At 35.9% G+C, this 21,424-nt stretch carries 17 protein-coding genes and 2 pseudogenes; 12 read left to right on the plus strand and 7 right to left on the minus strand.

The window, feature by feature from the left end:
* Window positions 1-157: 157 nt before the first annotated feature.
* On the minus strand, window positions 158-595 hold the full coding sequence (locus NCCP133_RS20745) for a PGRP and LysM peptidoglycan-binding domain-containing protein (protein ID WP_264807143.1): 438 nt from the start codon (window positions 593-595) through the stop codon (window positions 158-160).
* A gap of 122 nt (window positions 596-717) precedes the next feature.
* Window positions 718-3,102 (minus strand): annotated as a pseudogene (locus tag NCCP133_RS20750) (Tn3 family transposase); the annotation flags it as partial.
* A 264-nt stretch (window positions 3,103-3,366) separates the two neighbouring features.
* On the opposite strand from NCCP133_RS20750, the pseudogene NCCP133_RS20755 reads away from it, so the two are divergent.
* Window positions 3,367-3,815: pseudogene (locus NCCP133_RS20755) on the plus strand (aldehyde dehydrogenase family protein); the annotation flags it as partial.
* Between the two features lie 277 nt (window positions 3,816-4,092).
* Here NCCP133_RS20755 and NCCP133_RS20760 read toward each other — a convergent pair.
* Both NCCP133_RS20760 and NCCP133_RS20765 read right to left on the minus strand, forming a co-directional pair.
* Entirely contained in the window at window positions 4,093-4,272 is a 180-nt protein-coding gene (locus NCCP133_RS20760; RefSeq protein WP_264807145.1) for a type II toxin-antitoxin system SpoIISB family antitoxin, read from the minus strand.
* Window positions 4,253-5,017 carry a type II toxin-antitoxin system SpoIISA family toxin gene (locus tag NCCP133_RS20765; protein ID WP_264807146.1) on the minus strand — a complete coding sequence of 255 codons (765 nt, stop codon included), beginning with the start codon at window positions 5,015-5,017 and terminating at the stop codon, window positions 4,253-4,255. The genes NCCP133_RS20760 and NCCP133_RS20765 overlap by 20 nt, the downstream gene beginning before the upstream one ends.
* Window positions 5,018-5,142: 125 nt before the next feature.
* On the opposite strand from NCCP133_RS20765, the gene NCCP133_RS20770 reads away from it, so the two are divergent.
* The 4 genes from NCCP133_RS20770 (at window position 5,143) to NCCP133_RS20785 (ending at window position 9,218) form a co-directional block, all read left to right on the plus strand.
* Window positions 5,143-5,307, plus strand: a complete 165-nt coding sequence (locus NCCP133_RS20770) for a hypothetical protein (protein WP_264807147.1) — start codon at window positions 5,143-5,145, stop codon at window positions 5,305-5,307.
* A 113-nt stretch (window positions 5,308-5,420) separates the two neighbouring features.
* Entirely contained in the window at window positions 5,421-7,169 is a 1,749-nt protein-coding gene (locus NCCP133_RS20775; RefSeq protein WP_264807148.1) for a phospho-sugar mutase, read from the plus strand.
* 154 nt (window positions 7,170-7,323) lie between these two features.
* The gene (locus NCCP133_RS20780) at window positions 7,324-8,358 is read left to right on the plus strand and encodes a mannose-1-phosphate guanylyltransferase (protein WP_309298098.1); all 1,035 of its coding nucleotides are present in this window, start codon (window positions 7,324-7,326) and stop codon (window positions 8,356-8,358) included.
* 62 nt (window positions 8,359-8,420) lie between these two features.
* A complete protein-coding gene (locus tag NCCP133_RS20785; RefSeq protein WP_264807149.1) occupies window positions 8,421-9,218 on the plus strand; it encodes a PHP domain-containing protein in 798 nt (265 codons plus the stop codon).
* A gap of 350 nt (window positions 9,219-9,568) precedes the next feature.
* Here the strand turns inward: NCCP133_RS20785 and sat are convergent, their stop codons facing one another.
* From sat to NCCP133_RS20800, 3 genes are read right to left on the minus strand one after another with little or no spacing between them, the layout of a single operon-like run.
* Window positions 9,569-10,711, minus strand: a complete 1,143-nt coding sequence (gene sat, locus NCCP133_RS20790) for a sulfate adenylyltransferase (RefSeq protein ID WP_264807150.1) — start codon at window positions 10,709-10,711, stop codon at window positions 9,569-9,571.
* A gap of 12 nt (window positions 10,712-10,723) precedes the next feature.
* Window positions 10,724-11,344, minus strand: a complete 621-nt coding sequence (gene cysC, locus NCCP133_RS20795) for an adenylyl-sulfate kinase (RefSeq protein WP_264807151.1) — start codon at window positions 11,342-11,344, stop codon at window positions 10,724-10,726.
* A 29-nt stretch (window positions 11,345-11,373) separates the two neighbouring features.
* Window positions 11,374-13,140, minus strand: a complete 1,767-nt coding sequence (locus NCCP133_RS20800) for an SLC13 family permease (RefSeq protein WP_264807152.1) — start codon at window positions 13,138-13,140, stop codon at window positions 11,374-11,376.
* Between the two features lie 521 nt (window positions 13,141-13,661).
* Here NCCP133_RS20800 and NCCP133_RS20805 point away from each other — a divergent pair.
* The 7 genes from NCCP133_RS20805 to NCCP133_RS20835 all read left to right on the plus strand — a co-directional run bounded on the left by NCCP133_RS20805 (window position 13,662) and on the right by NCCP133_RS20835 (window position 21,352).
* Window positions 13,662-14,405: a sugar phosphate nucleotidyltransferase gene (locus NCCP133_RS20805; protein ID WP_264807153.1), complete on the plus strand. Its 744-nt coding sequence runs from the start codon at window positions 13,662-13,664 to the stop codon at window positions 14,403-14,405.
* Entirely contained in the window at window positions 14,398-15,357 is a 960-nt protein-coding gene (rfbB, locus tag NCCP133_RS20810; RefSeq protein WP_264807154.1) for a dTDP-glucose 4,6-dehydratase, read from the plus strand. Before NCCP133_RS20805 ends, rfbB begins: the two co-directional genes overlap by 8 nt.
* A gap of 3 nt (window positions 15,358-15,360) precedes the next feature.
* Window positions 15,361-16,203, plus strand: a complete 843-nt coding sequence (gene rfbD, locus NCCP133_RS20815; RefSeq protein ID WP_264807155.1) for a dTDP-4-dehydrorhamnose reductase — start codon at window positions 15,361-15,363, stop codon at window positions 16,201-16,203.
* Window positions 16,200-16,658, plus strand: coding sequence for a dTDP-4-dehydrorhamnose 3,5-epimerase family protein (locus tag NCCP133_RS20820; RefSeq protein ID WP_264807156.1), 459 nt, complete (start codon window positions 16,200-16,202; stop codon window positions 16,656-16,658). Before rfbD ends, NCCP133_RS20820 begins: the two co-directional genes overlap by 4 nt.
* 21 nt (window positions 16,659-16,679) lie before the next feature.
* Window positions 16,680-17,801, plus strand: coding sequence for a glycosyltransferase family 4 protein (locus NCCP133_RS20825; protein ID WP_264807157.1), 1,122 nt, complete (start codon window positions 16,680-16,682; stop codon window positions 17,799-17,801).
* Window positions 17,802-17,970: 169 nt separating this feature from the next.
* Window positions 17,971-18,939 carry a GDP-mannose 4,6-dehydratase gene (gmd, locus tag NCCP133_RS20830; RefSeq protein ID WP_264807158.1) on the plus strand — a complete coding sequence of 323 codons (969 nt, stop codon included), beginning with the start codon at window positions 17,971-17,973 and terminating at the stop codon, window positions 18,937-18,939.
* 49 nt (window positions 18,940-18,988) lie between these two features.
* A complete protein-coding gene (locus NCCP133_RS20835) occupies window positions 18,989-21,352 on the plus strand; it encodes a glycosyltransferase family 4 protein (protein WP_264807159.1) in 2,364 nt (787 codons plus the stop codon).
* Window positions 21,353-21,424 lie beyond the last annotated feature (72 nt).

Below are 21,424 nucleotides of genomic sequence, written 5' to 3' on the forward strand. Positions count from 1 at the left end.
ATAACTGTTGGCGCAGTTATACATTATGGGGGACGTCTTTTCCTTTCTCCAGAGTAAATGTCGAAATGTTTAGAATTATATACGGACATTATAATCGACTAATTCTGGACAGGCAATACCGTCAACTTTCGGAAATTTAAGGGTGTCAAAAACACTATTAGTATCCTTTTGATTTCAAAACAGCCTGCAGCTTTTTCCTTGTATTAGGACCATATACCCCATATACTTCATATGGTAGATAGACCATTTGGAACCGGCATATAGCATCTTGGGTTTTTGCTCCGAAAATACCGTCAGCAGCTCCACATTTGAAGTAAACAGCATTCAATGCACGCTGAAGCTTCTTGACATTTTCACCTTTGTTACCTTTTCTCAGAACTCCATTAGGCAATGGATACCTATAAGCCTCTTGTGTTTTTTTCGGTTCATCCGGCTTAGGTGTGTAAGTACTTTTTTTTTGCCCAACCTTTAACTTTTTAGGATCTACGCCCGGATTGGCCACAATTAAATCGTTAACCGTGATCCCATCAACGTTATTAGCAATCCCCCAGAAAGTATCCCCCTCCTGAATAACATACGTGTCAGGGGTTGTCATGAAGGAATATTTCCATCAAAGAATTTAAATACTTTTTTATAATCGAATACGCAGCATGCCTTCCAAGAATAGCCTGGCATTCCTTGATGAGATTTATCACGCTTGCCGATACCGTCTTTGACTCCGATATTTTTGAAGCGAGGCATTAGTTTAAAACTAAGCAAATGACTAAAAGCAAAAGCAACCACGCTTTGCCCATGTGTGTCGACATAGTTTCGATCAACTTCCATATCTGTACAGTGACGAAGCACTCCTTCCATCATCGCAGCTACTTCGGAAGAAAGACAAGACTTAACCTGAGAATAGATACAGGCGGACTTTCGATCCGTATGCCAATAGATCATGATTCCGTATTTTTTATAGCGAGGATGCCATTCTGTCAGTAGGTTTTGATCCCAAGAGCTCATATGTTTCGAATCGGAAGCACAGGCAGTGGTAGCTTCTCCCCATACTTCTTTTAGTCGGTGGTGAATAATATGATTGGTCACTTCCGCATTAGCCTTTCGTAAATGGTCTTTATGTATGAATTTTTGACGAATGTAACGTAGTTCCCGATAATTATCGAGGAGATTTCCAGCAGATACTGCTTTTAAACCAGTATTTGTTCCTAATCCAAATAAACTAAGAAGCAAACGGCGCTGAGTGGTTTCCTGATCTAATATCTCTCGATTAGCTGCAGTCTTAAAATGTTTGGTAAACCCTGTATGAAAATCTGTTTCTTTTAGTAAATCTAACAGATTAATGTCAGTCCAACGATTCTTAATCTCCTGTTTAATCCTTTGCACATGAGGAGGTTCTGGTTGCTTGTCAAGTGGAGTAACTCGAATCCACCCTTTATTATTTTTTGCAGAAATAGCCACTTTTTCATTCCTTTTATCCTCTAATCCTTGATGAAGCATATGAAGTTTGTCTTTCATCAACTGTTTAATATCTTCAATAAAAGGATCCACATCTAGTGGAGCTTTTAATGCTTCAAAGTATTCTTCCTTGCGCTCTTCAAAATCTTGAGGAAGATCTTCATCTGGGTTACGATATCGGTCAGCACCTTCAATCCAAATTTCTTTGCATCGAAGTTGGGTGCGAAGCGACTGAATCACTGCAATTTCATAATTGATCCGATTCACTCTTTCTATACCTTGACTATCTGTTTCGATAATTATTTCTTTCCATTTAGGCTGAATGACACCATCAATTGGAACTTCATCTCCAGCAGCAAAATAACGTTGGCCACTTTCTTTGTATTCTCGAATGAGTTGAAGGGCTTTAATCACCGGTTGATGAGATTGATTGTTAGACCGAAAGGTAAGATTCATGAGTATTTCAGTAAAAGCCTGTCGATAGTATCCCCGAAAAGAGGTATGCATCTTGGTATAGATTCTTTCGTTATATTCCCGATTATTTTTTGTCATCTCTTTTATAATATCTCGGATTGTGGAAGCGTTGACAATAGGAAACAGCGTTTCTTGAATGACTCCTTCTGGATGATCTACGGTCGCCTTCAATAAATTTACAATATGTTTATTTTTCCCTTTTACTCTTTCTAATTCTTCTACTGCTTCTTTTCGGGTTGTATTTTTAGCACGATTCTTTATCTTAAGCGTAATTTCATCCAATAAATCTGCTAGAGAATCTATTACTTTCCCATGTTGATACGAAAATAAGATGGCTAGCAGGGTATAGCGAATGGGATCAGGATGCGCACGTAATTCTGTTACCGTTTCCGTAGCTGCGCGAAGCCGATATTTCTTTTCTAATTTCGGTATTAATTGATGAAATATTCTTGGAGGGATTTCTAGATGCCGGATTGCTAACAATTTTTTCAATTCCGTTTCCATGGTACTTACACTGGGTTTACGAGGTGAAGATAAAAGATGTCGAAAGGTGGAAATGTCAGATTCTATTTTCTCATGAAATGTTTCTTCTACTTCCGATTCCTCATCTAAATGAGTATTCAATAAGGCATCTAATCGAGAACAAGTCTTTGGAGATAACTGCTGAAAAGTTGATTGATATAAATTTCTTTCAAAAGTATCAATGGCAGAATGAATCATTCTCTTTAAACTTCCTGTTGAAGGAGGTTCAACCTTCCATTTACGAAATAGGTTATACGCATGATTTTTTAAATCGTCAATATCATGTGTAGACTGAACTTGTTCTTCAAGCCATTTTACCAAAAGGTCATTATCCTTTGCAGTAAGTTCTCGAAATCCAAAAAGATTTCGTATTGCTTTCCGATGATCTGTATAACTTCTTTCTTTTCCACCCCAACCATAATGCTCGAAAAAATCTTCAATAGACGCATCTATTTGATTCGCTAGATGCTGTACAATATCTTCGGGTACATCTTGTTTCTTATTTGGAAAACGAGCTTCCTGTTGAAAATATTTAAGAAGGACCGCAAATCCTAAACGATTTGCGTTTGACTTCTTGCTCAATACTAAATGACGTTCGTTTGGCAATAACATAAAGTGCTCTAATAGTTCTTCTTCATTCCAATTTCTTTTCAATTTTCTCCCTCATCTCGCTAAATTTATACAATATTCAGTATAATTTTGGATATAGCGAGCTTCAAGAACATACTATAAAATATCAAAAAACGCCCACTTACTATTATTGGAAAAAATCCTGCGGACTAGAGCAGCTACCCTGTCACTAAGCCTTTAAGCATACCTCTTTATATATTTCCCCCACACAAGGTGATACTATATTCTTAATACTTGTCCCTGTCTGGAGGCTTTACATGAAAAATTACGCAGATTTAATTCAAAAACCTAAGCAGCGGCACCACCGTTCACGGAGGCTGGTACGACGCAAGCTCGCATATTATTGAACCAGCTGTTTTAAAGAATATTACATCGGACCAATCCTCCCAGTCCTGGAGTATGAGGACTTGTCCACCATGATTGCAGAGATTAACAGACATCCGAAGCCGCTGGCGCTGTATATTTTTTCAGAAAGCGAGAACGTGCAAAATCAGATTCTCGGTCACATTTCTTTCGGCGGCGGGTGCATCAATGATACGGTCTATCATCTCAGTTCACCTTACCTGCCATTCTGCGGCGTAGGGGAGAGCGGGATTGGCGCTTACCACGGCAAGGGCAGCTTTGATGTATTCTCACATGAAAAAAGCATCCTGAAACAGACAACCAAATTTGATTTGCCGTTCCGTTATCCGACTACCAAAAATGCCCTAAAGAAAGTGAAGCTTTTTATAAAATAAAGCCGTCTTGCCAAAAGGCGGTTTTTCTTTACGCATTATTTTTTGGCAGGTTTTTTCCTTTGTTCAAATCCTGGATAGCGGCTTCTGTTTTCTTGGATAAATTTTTTGTGTAAGGGGAGAGGGAGAAAGAAGGGAAGTCTATATTTTTCACTTTCTTCGTCAGTTTTTTCATTGGGATCAGCCCTCGCGAATTGGATTGGTTTCTTTATTATATGTCCCTGAAAAATGAACATGAATAAAGGCGCGGAAGAAAATCCTTCCACGCCATATAATATGCTCATGCCTTATGTTTTGTATAAACGCATATCAATCTTTTATTCTCATTTATGATCCGTTCAGTATGCGGGCTGACTTCAAAACAAGGCAGGCTGATTCGTGATTTTTTTCTGATTACTTTCATAGAGCTTTTTGTACGTAAAGGGGCTGTGTCGTTATTATTATCCGCTGGTTCCTTCATGGTCTTCGTCCTCCTGTTCAGCTGGGAGCATTAGATCGTATATTGAAATCAGTGAAGTGAATAGCAAGTAGTCGAATTCGGTGACAAACTCATCGGAGGTTAATTTTATTACATAATAGTCTTCAAGTATGGAAAAAGGAATCAAAGCCAATTTCTCATCAGCGTCATAATATACTTCCTTGCGGTCCAGGCGCCTGTGAATTAATGCTTTATCAGCGTAGTGTTCCAGCAAATAATCCTTCTCTTCTTGAGTTGTATATTTGCATAAAACTGCTCTCATATCCACTTTTTCCGCATAATCGGCCAAAAGCTTTTCGATGCCGGCAATATAGGCTTCCTTATCTCCATAATAAATGTCGATTGGTTCATTTTTCAATAGGTACTGAAAGGATTTCAGCTTATTCATATGCGAGGTTAAAAGGTCGTTATTTTCTTCAAGCAATTCTCTCGTATCCGTTGCCAGCTCATTATTGCCAACTCTTTTCAAGTAAGAACCAAGGAAAACAAATGCGTCAACCAGTGCAAAAATCACCGCGACAATCAGGTAATTCAGCCAATCTGTAAAAATCGAAGTTGGCTCCTTCGTCCAATAAATCACTGCGCCGAGTACATAAATGATATACCAGGTTTTCCGGATTGCAAACATTCGTTCCTTAACTTTCTTTTCCCATTTCCAAACAGAAAAAACATATAACCCGAGACAAGCGACAATCATCCAAACTGCTATCTTGAAAAATAGGAGCAAAAAAATCGCCTCGTCCGTCCGTAAATTTAAATAAGGGTTAGAAAATTTGCAAAATTTGCCTTATAGTTACATTATAACAGAGATTTTGTCAACAATATGAAAATAAATTAGGCCGGAGGAAAAACATGAGGAAATACCTATTTATTTTGATTGCAGCCTTGGTGATCCTTTCAATTATTAATCACAGAAGCATCGGTAAAGCAGTGGAATTGTGTGAGGAAGGGAAGGGGACTCCACAGATTGAGAAGGATGTTTTTGCATTTAACTGGAGTGTGAGTTGTCAAAAGTAAATAACCTGACACAAAATACTTTCCCCTCATTTTCTTTAGGCAATGGGACGGCCATTTTTTAACTTTCTTCATATACTATCAGTGACTTTACAGAGAAGGGAGAGAATGGCATAGTGTCATGGAATTCACAAGTTGAAAAATGGCTTGCATTTGAAGGCTTAGATCAAGAATTAAAGAATATATTAGTTGATAAGCTTCATGATCTGCAGACTTTGGAAGACAGCTTTTATAAAGATTTAGAATTTGGAACAGGAGGAATCCGGGGGGAATTAGGACCTGGTCCAAATCGGATGAATATTTATACAGTACGTAAGGCTGCAAAGGGTCTCGGCGAATTTATTTCCCAAAAAGGTGCTAACGCAAACGAACGAGGCATCGTCATTGCTTATGATTGCCGGTATAAATCAAAGGAGTTTGCCGTTGAAGTAGCAAGAACAGTTGGATTGCAGGGAATTAAGGTATATCTCTTTAATGATTTAAGGCCCTCATCCGAGTTATCTTTCGCAGTACGATATTTGAAAGCATCTGCTGGGGTCGTGATCACAGCAAGCCATAACCCTCCGCAATATAATGGCTTTAAAGTATACGGTGAGGACGGGGGACAGATCCCTCCAGCTGTAGCGGAAGAAATTACAAGTTTTATTAATAAGATTGAAGATGAGCTTGTGATAAGTGTAATGGATGAAAAAAGTTTGCTGGAACGTGGTCTATTAATATATATCGGTCCAGACATTGATACAGCTTATCTTGAAAAATTAAAAACCATTCAGCTAAATTGTGAGATGGTAAAAAATTTCGGCAAGAAACTTAAAATTGTTTTCACTCCATTGCACGGAACAGCACAAAAGGTTCTAATTAATGGGCTGAAAGAATATGGATTTGAAAACATAACGATTGTTAAAGAACAGGAGAATCCAGATCCAGAATTCAGTACCGTAAAATCACCCAACCCGGAGGAACATGAAGCTTTCGAAATGGCCATTCAATATGGCAAACAGGTAGACGCGGATATATTGATGGCTACTGACCCCGATGCGGATAGGCTTGGTGTTGCTGCCAAAAATAAAAATGGAGATTATGATATTTTAACCGGAAATCAGATTGGTGCGTTAATGCTTCATTATTTATTGATTGAAAAAAAGGAAAAAGGCAAACTTCCTAACAACAGTGCAGTTATAAAAACCATTGTGACCTCTGAAATTGGAAAAGCCATTGCCGACGATTTTGGTATTAGAACGATTGATACTCTGACAGGATTTAAATATATAGGAGAAAAGATTAAGGAATTTGAATCCACTAAACAATATAAATTTCAATTTGGATACGAAGAAAGCTGTGGTTATTTAATCAGTGATTTTGTCCGTGACAAGGATGCCATACAAGCAGCCGTGTTTACTGCTGAAGTAGCGGCTTATTATAAATCAAAAGGAAAAACTTTGTTTGATGGTTTGCATGGACTATATAAGAAGTATGGATTTTACCTGGAATCCTTGAAATCCATAACCTTAAAGGGAAAAGAGGGAGCTGAGCAAATTTCAGGTATTCTTAAATCATTCAGAGAAAATCCTCCCAAAAACATTGCAGGTGCAAAAATTACTATAATGGAAGATTACCACAACGCAAAGCGCTTGGATGTTCTATCTGGGCAAGAAGAAAATATACATCTCCCTAAATCAAATGTTCTAAAATTTTATTTGCAAAATGATTCATGGTTTAGCCTTAGGCCCTCTGGAACAGAACCGATGATTAAATTATATTTTTCTGTAAAAAGCCTATCGGAAAAACAAAGTGGCAAGTTCTTGGAAGGCCTTGAAAATGAGGTTATGAATAAGATTGAGAAAATCAGAGTGAAATTACTTTAATAAAAAAACAAAAAAAGTTAATCCTTTTGGGTGGTATGGCATACCTTTGATGATCCAGAAAAAAACACCCATATTATATAAAACAAGGCATATCACCATGCGGCATTCATTATAAACACATAGTATAAAATAGCTTTTTAATCAAAGTGATGAGGTGTTTATATTGAAAGTCGTAATAATGGCAGGTGGTACGGGAACAAGATTTTGGCCTTTAAGTGTAAATGAAAAACCCAAACAATTTCTTTCTCTGATTAATAAAAAAACAATGCTTCAGCAAACCTATAACCGCTTTAGAAAGTGGCTGCCAGAAGAGAAAATCTATATCGTGACATCTGAGGAATATGCCACTCTAGTAAAAGAACAATTGGCAGTTCCCCACAAGCAGTTAATCCTAGAGCCGTTACAAAGAGATACGGCTCCCTGTGTTACCTTAACTGCCTTAACGTTTTTGAAAGAGAATGATGATGAAGTGTTTGCCGCAGTACCCTCAGACCATTATTTTCCTGATGATGATTCAATTTTCGAACTCTTTAAATTAGCTGAGACCACTGCTGAATCAGACTTATCCATTGTAACTTTAGGAATAAAACCTGACCGTCCTGAAACTGGATATGGGTATATCCAAGCCGAGCAGAATAGGGATTATATGAGTCAGGTATTAAAAGTTAAAAAATTTATTGAAAAGCCTTGTAAACAAAAGGCAGAGGAATTGTTAAAAGCGGAAAGTGTTTACTGGAACAGTGGGATATTTATTTGGAAGCCCTCAACTATTGCTTATTACATGAAACAACATCAGCCTCAAATCTATGAAACCATAACCAGATATCTAAATGGATCTGTCTTTGAATATGCCAATCTTCCAAAAGTTTCTGTCGATTATGCGATAATCGAAAAGGCCGAAACGATCTTCACGATACCTGCAAGTATTCACTGGGATGATGTCGGGAATTGGACAGCTTTAGAGAGGCTGTTAAAAAAAGATGACGAAATTAATATCCTGCAGGGGAATATTCATGTCTTATCAACTGAAAATTGTATAATAAAATCAGAGGATAAAAAAACAATCGTCATTGGAGTAGAAGATTTAATTATCGCCTCTACAAAAGATGGGCTTTTAGTTTGCCATAAGTCCCTGGAACAAAATATAAAAACAATTTTAAAAGAGATAGAAGATACTAATGAAAAGTAAACAACCAAACAATATTTAAAGAAATATATATACTATTATACTTTTTTTAAGGAGAGAAGAATTTGGATATTAAGAAGGTCATTGAAGAAGGGAACTTTGATCTGCATTTGCACACAACAGCTTCAGATGGGATATATTCTCCAAGTGAAGTGGTTAAAAAGGCTGCCGAGAAAGGAATTAAAACGATTGCTATAACAGACCATGACACCATTAAAGGTATAACTGAGGCGAAGCAGGCTGGTAAAATATTTGGAATAATCGTTATTCCCGGTATTGAATTAAGTACAAAGTATAAAGGAAAAACAATTGATATTTTAGGCTATAGCATCAATGAAACATCAGAGTTATCAAAGGTTTTGGAGAGACTAAGAGAACATAGACAAAATCGTTCAGAAATTATTATTAAAAAGTTCTGCGATCTTGGAATGACCATTACTTCTTCGGATGTCAGAAAATACAGCAAGGGAGAAGTCATTGCCCGACCGCATATTGCAAAAGCTGTGGTTGATAGGGGTTATGCAAAAGATACTCAAGAAGTATTTGATTTGTATCTGGGAGATGGCAAGCCTTGCAGCGAAGAGAAAATGAAACTTAACCCTTTAGAAGGAATAAAGTTAATTCAAAATGCAGGGGGGCAAGCCGTACTAGCCCATCCTAAGCTTATTCATGATGATAAAATCATAGCAGAGTTAATGGAGCTGCCATTCGATGGAATAGAAGTATGGCACCGAAAACATGGGAAAAATGATACGGCTCGTTATAAAAAAACAGCTGTAAAATACCGTAAATTAATTACTGGAGGATCTGATTTTCATAATGAAGAACATTCGATTGGGGATTTCGGATACGACCTTAAATAAAAATATTCACTTACAGCCGTCATGGTCTAAAATACACCCATATAGGCACGGGTGCCTGCAAATGACTCCGTATCGAACCGGGGTCATTTTATTATAGACATAGTTAACTGAATTTGTTTAACGATAAGCTTCTTTAATCGGGGCATTGTTCCTGCAAATTTCCTTGTGGAACATTTTTAGCTTTAATTGGATGTTTTTGCTCTAATAGCAAATATAATAAATGATAATCGGTATAAAGCAAAACCCGAATAATGACCTTTTATAAATGGCCCCTTATTCGGGTAATTTTTTTATCAGAAGTTTTTAAATATAATATATGACTGATAGTAACACTCACTAGATTTAAAATTTTATTTAGAACCTTTTAATCCATTAATTAGAACCTCAATGACTTCGGAACGGCTGAATTGGGGAGGGGGAGTGATTCCATTCCGCAGCATTTCCCTAACTTTTGTACCTGATAAGTGAAGGTGATTTTCTTTGCTGTGCGGACAAGTTTTACTGGATGCCATATTCTCGCATTTCATACAATAGAAGCTATGTTCAAAAGGAAGAATTTCGATGCCTATTTCATCGTGATTAAATTGATCGAAGATTTTTTGTGCATCATAAGTTCCGTAATAATCTCCGACACCGGCATGGTCTCTTCCCACAATAAAATGTGTGCAGCCATAATTTTTTCGGACTAGTGCATGGAATACAGCTTCTTTGGGTCCGGCATATCTCATTGCAGCGGGAAATACAGCCAAGAATACTCGATTATATGGATAATAGCTTTTTAGAAGCACTTCGTAACTTTTAAGCCTAATGTGCGCTGGAATGTCATCCGATTTTGTCTCCCCGACCAATGGATTCAAAAACAGGCCATCTACTATTTCAAGGGCTGTCTTTTGGATATATTCATGTGCTCTGTGTACCGGGTTCCTTGTTTGAAAACCAACTACCGTTTTCCAATTATTCTCTTTAAATTCTTTTCTTGTTTCCAAAGGAGTTTTAGAGTAAATGGTAAATTCAGGGTTTTTGGGTGGAATCTTAGTTAATGTAACTGGGCCAGCTGCATAAATCTCAGGACGGTTAAAAAGCTTTTTGACACCCGGATGATTTTTATCGTCTGTTTGATAGACTTTAATCGCTTCTTCCATTTTATTAGGTTTATAAACCTCCCGAAGTTCCATAACCCCGTATATTTCGTTTTTATGTGTTAGTTTAACCCTTTCCCCAACCGGAAGTTTTCCTGCCGCTTTTTGAGATATAGGAAGAGTAATTGGAATGCTCCATATTGTTCCATTTGCTAATCTTATCGTATCTAAAACAGATTTGTAGTCTTTCTGTCCCATAAATCCTCTCAGAGGACTAAAAGCGCCATTCGAAATTAATTCAAGATCAGATAAAGCCATTCCATCTATTTCAATTTCAGCATGGATATTTGAGTGGTCATAGTTTAAATTCACTTGATTAATTAATTTACCTCCATGAGGGATGCTTAGCGCCATCTTTTATCACTCCTATTCATTTAGATTGAAGCACAGGTATGTGTTTAAATATTTTATAATTGCTTTGACAGATTCATTTATTGTTAGCCTATTTGTATCTATAATAATTTCCGGATTTCTTGGTTCTTCGTAGGGTTGATCAATACCTGTAAATTGCTTAATGACTCCACTTCTGGCTTTTTTATAAAGGCCCTTTGGATCTCTCTTTTCACATTCCTGGAGTGAGCACTTTACGTACACTTCAATGAATTCACCTGGCTGAAATAATGATCTGGCATTTAAACGGTCTTCTTCAAAAGGCGATATTAGTGCAGCCAGAATAACCACCCCAGCATCTACGAAAAGTTTGCTTACTTCGGCAGTTCTCCTGATATTTTCTTTTCTGTCCGCCTCTGAAAAGGAAAGGTTTTTATTGATCCCATGACGAAGATTATCACCATCCAAAAGATAAACAGTGATATTCTGTTTAAATAATTCATACTGCAAGGCATTAGCAATTGTTGACTTCCCGGAACCTGATAGGCCGGTAAACCAAACCATAATACTTTTATGGCCGAATTGTTTTTGTCTGTCTTCCTTATTTATAATTGAATCATGCCAAACTACATGTTCATTTCCACCCTCATTTTTCAATTCAACTTTCCTCCTTTATTCATTAATTATTAAAGCCATTTCCAATAAGCAATAAAAATTGAAAGAAACATACAAATCAAGCTCAGTGGAAGGCCTACCTTCATAAAGTCAGTAAATTTATAGCCGCCCGGACCATATACAAGCAAATTGGTTTGGTACCCTATTGGAGTCAGAAAACTGCATGAAGCGGATACAGCGGTAAGCATGGCAAGTATTTTTGGATCTAAACCGGAATGAAGAGATAATGTATAGCCAATTGGAAACATAATGGCCGCTGTAGCAAGATTGTTAAGGAACTCAGTCATGATTAAAGTGACGATATAAAATAAAAATAAAATACCTATTAAACCTGTATAAGACTGAACCTCTGTAAAAAATGAAGCTATAAATTTTGCTAAGCCAGTTGTTTCTATGGCATTTCCTATTCCAATAGCGCTTCCCATCATAATAATAACATTCCAATTTATGGATTTGATAGCATCATTAAAAGTTATGATTTTTGTTAGGACCACGATTAGAGCAGAAATTAATGCAAGGCTGAAAATGGACATTAGCTGAAAAACTGACGTAACAATAATTCCCATTAGAATCAATATGATCACAAGTTTTTCATGTTTTATATTCTTGTGATTATTATCTACTGGGGATATGAAATAGAAATCTTCAGAATTTGTCCATGTTTTTACAAAATCATTTTTTCCTAGTAATAAAAGTGTATCTCCCTGTTTTAAAACCAAATTTCCTATACCGGAAGTTATAAATTTTCCATTTCTTTTAATGGCGACTATCGCTGCATTATACCTGGAGCGAAACTGGCTTTCTTTTATTTTTTTATTTATTAACGGAGATTTACCGGAAATTCCAACTTCTAGAAAAGTTGCAGGAAGGTTTGAATGATTGTTTTCTTTATTCTCTAAAGAGAGTTTTAAGCCAAGAATATGGCTGACCTGCAATACACTATCCGGGTTTCCTGAGAAAACAAGAATATCCTCTTCCTGAATGATCTCATCATTTGGTGCAGGAGTAATGGCTTTGCCACTACGGATAATTTCAATTAAAAACAAATGGTTTAAGTTGCGAAGCATTGCATCTTTTATACTTTTTCCAATTAAGGCAGAATTGGTTTCAACAATAAATTTATAGATAAAATGATGCTGTTCGTCCTGGAATAACTTTATATTATGAGCTCTTTCTGGCAAGAGACGATGACCTGCGATGACAAAGTATAAAATACCAGCAAAAGTAAGGGGAATGCCAAAATAGGAAAAGTCAAACATTTTGAACCCACTCAATCCTTTTTCTGCCAATAATCCTTGAATAATAAGATTTGTTGATGTCCCAATTAGTGTAATAGTTCCTCCAAGAATGGCAGCATAGGATAAAGGGATGAGCAGCTTTGAAGGCTTGATATTATTATTTATGGCCCAATTTTGAAGAGTAGGAATCAGCATCGTGACGATTGGGGTGTTATTCATAAACGCGGATATTGTACTCGTAGGAAGCATTAAACGAATTAATACATACTGAATAGATGTATTTTGGCTTAATGTTTTATGAACAAAATCGTGCAGAATGCCGGTCTTAGAAACAGCTGCGCCAACAATAAAAAGGAAAGCAACTGTATGAACTCCCGGGTTAGCAAATCCTTTTAAAGCTTCTGCCGGAGTAGCAATATCAAAAAAAATTAAAGAGGATAATGCAAGGAAAACCGTAAATTCAGGTATTAGCCATTCACTAATAAGGGCGACAAACATGAAGGAAAGAATGATGCATAATACTATTGCATCCATATTCATAAAGATCTCTCCTGACAAATTCGAAATTGGTAATCACCCTTATAATTATGTAACGTAACTACTTCATGTACATTACATCCGCCTTATTTTCCGGACATTTATGGTTGGTTTCATTCTTTATGAACTCCAAAATAATATAGTAACACTTTAAAGAATAGAAAAATCAAAATGGCTTATGAATGACTGTTGGATGTCCACATAAATATTCACCTTAAATTGATATATAGAATATAATGTAACGCATCTTTATCAAAAAAGTATAAACTCCAATTATAAATTTCTATTATCAAGAAAATTATCTGCCTACCTTTAATATTTTTTATTCCTCTTTCCTTTTTTCATTTTGGTGTCATACGTTAGCTGAAAAGTTTTTAGATATTGATATTTTAAGTGATTTATAGAAAACGATGGACAAAAAAATACTTCCCCAGTTTTACTCTTAATTTCTATTTACACATTACAATCAGAAATCCTGATAATTTTTTCTATAAGAATATATTTTGAAAGGAGCTATCAAATTAATGAAAGGGATTATTCTGGCAGGTGGAACTGGAACACGTCTAACACCTTTTACCAGGATTTTAAATAAACATTTATTGCCGGTGGGTCCCTATCCAATGATCTATTGGCCGATATTTAAATTAAGAGATTCCGGAATTAAAGAGATACTTATAATTACGAACCAAAAAGACCTTAAATTTTTTAAAGAGATATTGGGGAAGGGGGAGGAGTTAAAAGTAAAGCTGTATTTTAAGACCCAAAAAACTGAAGGCGGAGGGATCGCAGATGCTCTTTTGTCAGCACGGGATTTTATAAATAATGAAAAATTCACAGTCCTCCTTGGGGATAATCTTTTTGATGATTCTTTAATACCCTATATTAAAGGTTTTGAAATGCAAAAATCTGGAGCTAGAGTGCTGCTAAAAGAAGTCAGTAATCCATCAAGGTATGGAGTTCCGCTTTTGGATACTGAGGGGAAGAAAATCCTTTCCATTCATGAAAAGCCAAGCCAGCCACCAACTTCTTATTGCGTAACTGGTATTTACATGTATGATGAGAATGTTTTCCAGATGATTAAAGGTATTGAGCCTTCCTATCGAAACGAACTGGAAATCACCGATGTTAACAACCTTTATATTAAGCAAAATCAGCTTGAATATGAAGTCTTAAATGGATGGTGGATTGATGCAGGAACACATCAATCGTTATTTATGGCACAAAAGTATGTTTACGAATATTTTTTAAGGGAGGGGAAAAATGACTAAGCATCTCCTTATAACAGGTGGAGCAGGATTTATTGGCTCTAACTTTTTATTTCAGATATTAAAAAACGGAAAGTACTCGATTACAAATGCAGATTTATTGACTTATGCCGCTGATGAAAACAATATCGAACCTTTAAAGGAATCAAATAGATATCGTTTTATAAAATGCGATATTGGTAATGCTAAAGAGCTATCAAAAGTTTTTGATATAGAATATGAAGCAATCATAAATTTTGCAGCTGAAACACATGTTGACAGGAGTATTACTGATGCTGCTCCATTTATTCATACAAATATAGGAGGCACATTTAATCTACTGCAAGCTGTTTTAAATGGGAAAGCTTGCAAGATGATTCAAATTTCAACCGACGAGGTATATGGATCCCTTTCCCCAACAGATTCACCATTTACAGAAGAAAATCCTCTTGCACCAAATAATCCCTATTCAGCCAGTAAAGCAAGCGCGGATTTGCTTATAAGGTCTTTCTATCATACGTACCAGCTCCCTCTTATTATTACACGATGCAGTAATAATTTTGGACCCATGCAGCATACTGAAAAATTCATCCCGAAAGTTATTTCAAATGCACTTAATAATAAGGATATACCATTATACGGTGATGGATTAAATATACGCGACTGGCTATTTGTAGAAGACCATTGCAAGGGAATTGAACTGGTATTAGAGAAAGGGATTGCAGGGGAAATTTATAATATTGGTGGCAATGAACAGAAAACAAACCTAGAGGTTGTTAATTTAATCCTCAGACATTTAAATAAGGATAACAAGCTAATTAAGCATATAAAAGACCGTAAAGGCCATGACAAACGATATGCAATTAATTCAGCGAAAATAGAAAAGGAGTTAGGCTGGAGGCCCTCCATTTCTTTCGAGGAGGGCTTAAAGAAAACAATCGAGTGGCACAAAACAAGAATCCAAGAAAGAGGATGAAAAATGGATATTTTAATAACAGGCGGTGAAGGCCAATTAGGAAAAGAACTCAATAAGAAATTTAGCGAATCCTATTCTGTCTATAGTCTCGGTAAAGGAGAATTAGATATTACGAATAAAGAACAAGCAGATTTTGTAATATCTAATATAAAGCCTCATATTATTATACATGCTGCAGCTTTCACGGCAGTGGATAAATGTGAAACAGAAATGAAGAAAGCATATGAAGTGAATAGCATCGGTACGGGCTATATTGCACAAGCAGGAAAAAAAGTAAATGCAAAAATTTTTTATATTAGCACTGATTATGTTTTTGATGGAACAAAACGATTTCCGTACTGTGAAAAAGACAATCCCATTCCAATATCAGTATATGGCATGAGTAAATGGCTGGGTGAAAAATTAGTTTTAACATATAGTGACGCAACTGTCATCCGGACTTCATGGCTGTACGGTCATTATGGAAAGAATTTTGTTAATACCATGTTAGATCTTGGCAAAAGAAACAAGATAATTAAGGTTGTCAATGATCAAACAGGGTCTCCAACATATTTGAACGATCTGACAGATACGATTATCCAATTGCTTGATAAAAAAAGCGGCATTTACCATGTATCAAATTCAGGTTCTTGTACTTGGTATGCATTTGCAAAAGCAATTTTCGAAAAAGCAGGATATGACCCAAAAAGAATATTCCCAGTTACAAGTCAAGAATATGGTGCTCATGCCAAAAGACCATGTTATTCAGTATTGGATAATCAGGCTTTACTTAAGGAAGGAATTAAGCCACTTAGAAATTGGAACGAAGCACTGGATGAATTTATTCGAAAGGAGACCAAATCATGATTGACGGTGTCAGAATAAAAAAGTTAAAAAAACATTGCGATGATCGGGGTTTTTTCGCTGAGCTCGTCCGCGATGATGAGCAAGATATATTATCTAGATTTGGTCAGGCTTCCTGGTCCATGAGCTATCCTGGAGTGATTAAAGCTTTTCATTACCATGAAAAACAGGATGACTTATGGTTTTTTCCTTCCGGCAATGCACAGGTTGTACTTTTTGATCTAAGACAAGATTCTCCAACACATGGAGAAACAGATGTTTATTATATGGGTGAAGAAAATCCAATGATGCTTTTAATACCAAAAGGAATTGCACACGGATACCGGGTACTGGGGGAAAAACCTGCTGTGATTATATATTTTACAACCCAATCTTATAATGTTGAAACCCCCGATGAAAAAAGGATTGAGTGGAATGATCCAAGAATAGGATTTGATTGGAATACGAAATTCAGGTAGAAGGAAAGGGGAATAGAAGGAGTGAAGCCAGGTGTTAATTTAATCGGATATTCAAGAGCTGAGTTTGGATTAGGAGAGGCATGCCGTTCAGCTGCAAAAGCACTGCAATCTGCACGTATTCCTTTTTGTATAATGAATTTTCCGCATTGTCCAGCCAGACAAAATGACTTATCCTGGAAACACAAGGAAGTGCAAGAACCTATTTATAATACGAATATATTTTTTATAAATGCTGACCAGCTATATTACCATTTTAAGAAAAATAACTTACCCAGAAAGTGGTTTTTGAATCGATATAATATTGGCTACTGGCATTGGGAACTGGAAAAACTCCCAAGTTCTTGGTTAAAAAGCTTTCAATTAATCAATGAAGTTTGGGTCCCCTCCAGTTTTACAGCTAAATCCATTCCAAAGATAGCCCGGAAGCCGGTTATTACCATCCCCCATTCTATATCCTTAGAAGTTCCTTTAAATATTACTAGAAAGGATTTTGAACTTCCAGAAAGCCGGTTTTTATTCTTTTCAATGTTCGATATGCGGAGTACCTTAGCAAGGAAAAATCCAATAGCAGTAGTGGAAGCATTTAAGAAAGCTTTTTCTCATAATAACAATTCTGTTGCACTTGCGATTAAAATTAATAATGGTTCACATTCCATTAAAGAGGTTAAGGCACTTAAACAAAAATCCGATGGCAATAAAAACATAATATTCATCGATAAAGTATTAAATCGGCTAGAGGTTAATGGTTTACCAAATTTATCTGACTGCTATGTTTCCCTGCATAGATCCGAGGGATTTGGCCTGCCCTTGGCTGAAGCCATGTATTTAGGCAAGCCGGTTATTGCAACAAATTGGTCTGGAAACCTTGAATTTATGGATAAAAACAATTCATGTTTAGTCGATTTCACTTTAAAAAGAGTAGGTAGAAATTATGGTCCTTATACAGCAAATCAGCTATGGGCTGAACCTAGCATGGTTCAGGCTTCTCAAATGATGGAAAAGTTGGTTTACGACAAAAAATTCGCTGAAAAGATAGGTTTACTCGGTAAAAAGACAATTGGAACTAAATTATCTTATGAAGCAATTGGTGAAAAGTACAGGCTGCGTTTAAATCAGATAGGATTGTTACCATCAAAAAAGTGACGATGATTCTAAACAATATATGCATATTCCAGCGCTTCTTGAGAAATTAAGTCGCTGGATATCGTAACTCTTGTCCTTTTCATTCATATACTAAAAATAAGCTGGTTAATCAGAAATTCATTTCGGGCCTTTTGAGCAGTAACACTCTTTTTGTTGAAAGGAGAATAAAATGAAAAAAGCATTGATTACAGGTATTACGGGACAGGACGGTTCTTATCTAGCCGATTTACTTTTAAGTAAAGGTTACAAAGTTTATGGACTTAAAAGAAGAACAGCAACAGAAAATTATGAAAATATAAAACATATAAAAGATGAAATTGATTTTTTATCAGGGGACCTTCGCGATTTAACTTCCTTAACCGAAGCAGTTAAGGTAGCAAAGGCGGATGAGGTCTACAATTTAGCGGCCCAATCGTATGTTGGCGACTCTTGGAAGCAGCCGATATACACAGGAGAGGTAACAGGGCTTGGGGTAACAAATATGTTGGAAGCAATTCGTTTATCCAATTTAAATGTCCGTTTTTACCAAGCTTCTAGCAGTGAAATGTTTGGCAAAGTAGTAGAAACCCCACAAACTGAAAAGACCCCATTTTACCCCCGCAGTCCATATGGAGTGGCTAAAGTTTATGGTCATTGGATTACCGTAAATTATAGGGAAAGTTTTAATCTTTTTGCGTGCTCGGGGATTTTGTTTAATCATGAGTCACCTAGAAGAGGGATCGAATTCGTGACTCGTAAAGTAACTGATGCTGTGGCAAAAATCAAGCTGGGACTTCAAAATGAACTCCGTTTAGGGAATTTGGATTCAAAACGGGATTGGGGTTTTGCAGGAGATTATGTTGAAGCTATGTGGAAAATGCTGCAGCAACAAAATCCTGATGATTATGTTATTGCGACTGGTGAAACACACACTGTAAAGGAATGGGTTCAAACGGCATTTAACTATGTCGGCCTGAAATGGGAGAATTATGTTATTGGGGATCCAAAATTTTTTCGTCCAGCTGAAGTTGACTTATTAATTGGGAACCCTCAAAAAGCGAAAAGACAGTTGGATTGGGAACCTAAAGTAAGTTTTAAAACCTTAATTGAAATGATGGTGGAAGAAGACTTAAAAAGAAACTCCAAGAAATATAGTTAATATTTTATTTCCGATTTTTCTATTAGTAAAGTAAAGGGGAATTCAGCATATGAAAAAGATTCTTGTACTTAATTTTTTCCCTGCCAAAAACCCTCCAACTACCGGAGGTGAGCTCAGGTATTTTCACTTTTATAACGAACTAAGCAAGCACTATAATGTTACTCTAATATCTTCATCTCACCCCCATCCTTCGGTAAGAATTATTGAACATTCTAAAAGCCTTAGGGAATATTTGATCCCAAATGATAAAAATATTCACGGTTGCATTAATAAAGAACTACAAGGAAAAGTTGGGATTGAATATTCCGCTTTAGTAGCGACTTTAGCCTCAAATTATCCAAATAAATACCATGAAGTTTTTCTTAATCTGTACGAACAAAGCGATATTATTATTCACGATTCACCATTTACATTAGGGTATGACATCTTTTTTGGATTCGATGGGAAACCAAGAATATATAATAGCTATAATCACGAAGCAGAATTGGCAAAACAAATGTGGGATGGAATTGAAGCAGAAAAATATATTGAGTATTTTTTTGAAGTTGAAAAAGAGATGGTATTGATGGCTGATTTGGTATTTGCCGTCTCAGATGAAGACAGGAAAAGCTTTGTTAAGTCTTATGGGATAAATGAAGATAAGATTAAACTTGCTCCAAATGGGATTATACCAGAAGAATTGAAAAATAATTTAAGAGAAAATTACAACCAAAGTCCAACAGCTTTTTTTATTGGGAGCAAGCATCCGCCAAACTATAAAGCTGTTAACTTTATTATAAATAACCTTGCAGAGAATTGCAGGGACATAAATTTTGTTATTGCAGGGGATTGCTGTAATCAATTTAAAGGCGTAAGCAGAAAGAATGTAAAACTGTTAGGAAAAATAGAAAACACTAAAAAAAGGGAACTCCTTGCCAATGCAGATATTGCTATAAATCCTATGTTTTCTGGCGGGGGCACTAATTTAAAAACGGTTGAATTCCTTTCGGCAGGTTTACCTTTAATTTCAACCTCCAAAGGAGTTAGAGGACTCAGGATAACTCCTGATGAACACTATATAGAAGCAGATAAGAATAATTTTGCAGCAATCCTTAACCAAGCAGTAAAAGATCGTGAAAGATTAAAGAGCATCGCTTTGAACGGAAAAAAACACATTGATCAAAACTTTTCATGGAAAGAAATTATTTTAAAATTTAAGGAGGAAATTGATAAAATCTCAAAAAGTAAAAAAAGAGAAAATATACTCGTACTAAATGATTTTAAGGTGTCTACTGCCTTGTCAGGTGGGGAAGTCAGACTAAAGCAACTTTATTCTGAACTTTCAAAACACTACAATATCATTATGCTTTGTTTGACAACTTCAAAGGTAATTGAAAAAAAACGAATTACCGACCATTTTATTGAAATAGGTATACCCAAAACAGATGAGCATGTTCAAGAAAATATGAAGGTAAAAAAACTGTTTCATATAAGTGTAAGTGACATTGTAAATTCATATATGTGTATAAAAAATAATTTATTAATGAAAATAAGCCAATTATTATATAGAAATTCAGACTTCATAATTACCGCACATCCGTATATGTTCCCTTTAATTCAAGATATGGAAGGTAAACCTTTGATATATGAAAGCTTAAATGTAGAGGCAAAGCTTAAGGAGGAAATGTTAAAGGGCCATCCAAGATACAACTTTTTAATTGGCCAGGTCCGAAACATAGAGAATATTGCTTTAAAAAAAAGTAAATTGGTGATAACTGTGTCAGATGAAGATAAAGACCGGTTCATCAAGTTATTCAATAAAAATCCACAGAAATTTGTTACGATAAAGAATGGCATAAAATTAAAAGATACTAACTATTATGATGAAGACTTTTCAAGTATAAAAGGTCTCTTTAATGGAGCTCCAGTTATAATTTTTATCGGCAGTAATCATTTTCCAAATGTTAAGGCCCTGCAATTTATACAGCAGGATTTAGCTTTAAAATTGAAAAATTATTACTTTTTAATTATAGGATCGGTTTGTAACTCAGTAAGGAAACCGCCTCCTCAGAATGTTTTACTTTTTAATACATTGAATGAAACTTTTAAAGACGCCCTTTTCAGGGTAGCAGATGTTGCTATAAACCCAATCATCACCGGTTCTGGTTCAAATGTTAAGCTTGCTGAATATTTTGGGAGGAAAATTCCAGTTGTTTCAACCCACTTTGGTGCGAGAGGTTATGAAATCACTAATGGCACCCACGCAATAATATGTAGTTTAGATGAATTTGCCATAAAGATCCCCCATTTGATTAAAAATTCAAATCTTAATTTAAACCTTATAAACAATGCATTTGATTATGCAGAACAAGAGCTGACATGGAATTCACTTGCCAAGCAATATCAAAACGCTTTAAAAAGTGTAACTAAATAAAAAAGGAGCATTCCTGTTAGAAGGATTTTCGGGGACTTGAACAAAAAAGAGCCCTCTTGGTATGATACGGGG

Origin of the sequence: Cytobacillus sp. NCCP-133 (assembly GCF_026011715.1) — a bacterium.
Taxonomy (GTDB): Bacteria; Bacillota; Bacilli; order Bacillales; family Cytobacillaceae; genus Cytobacillus.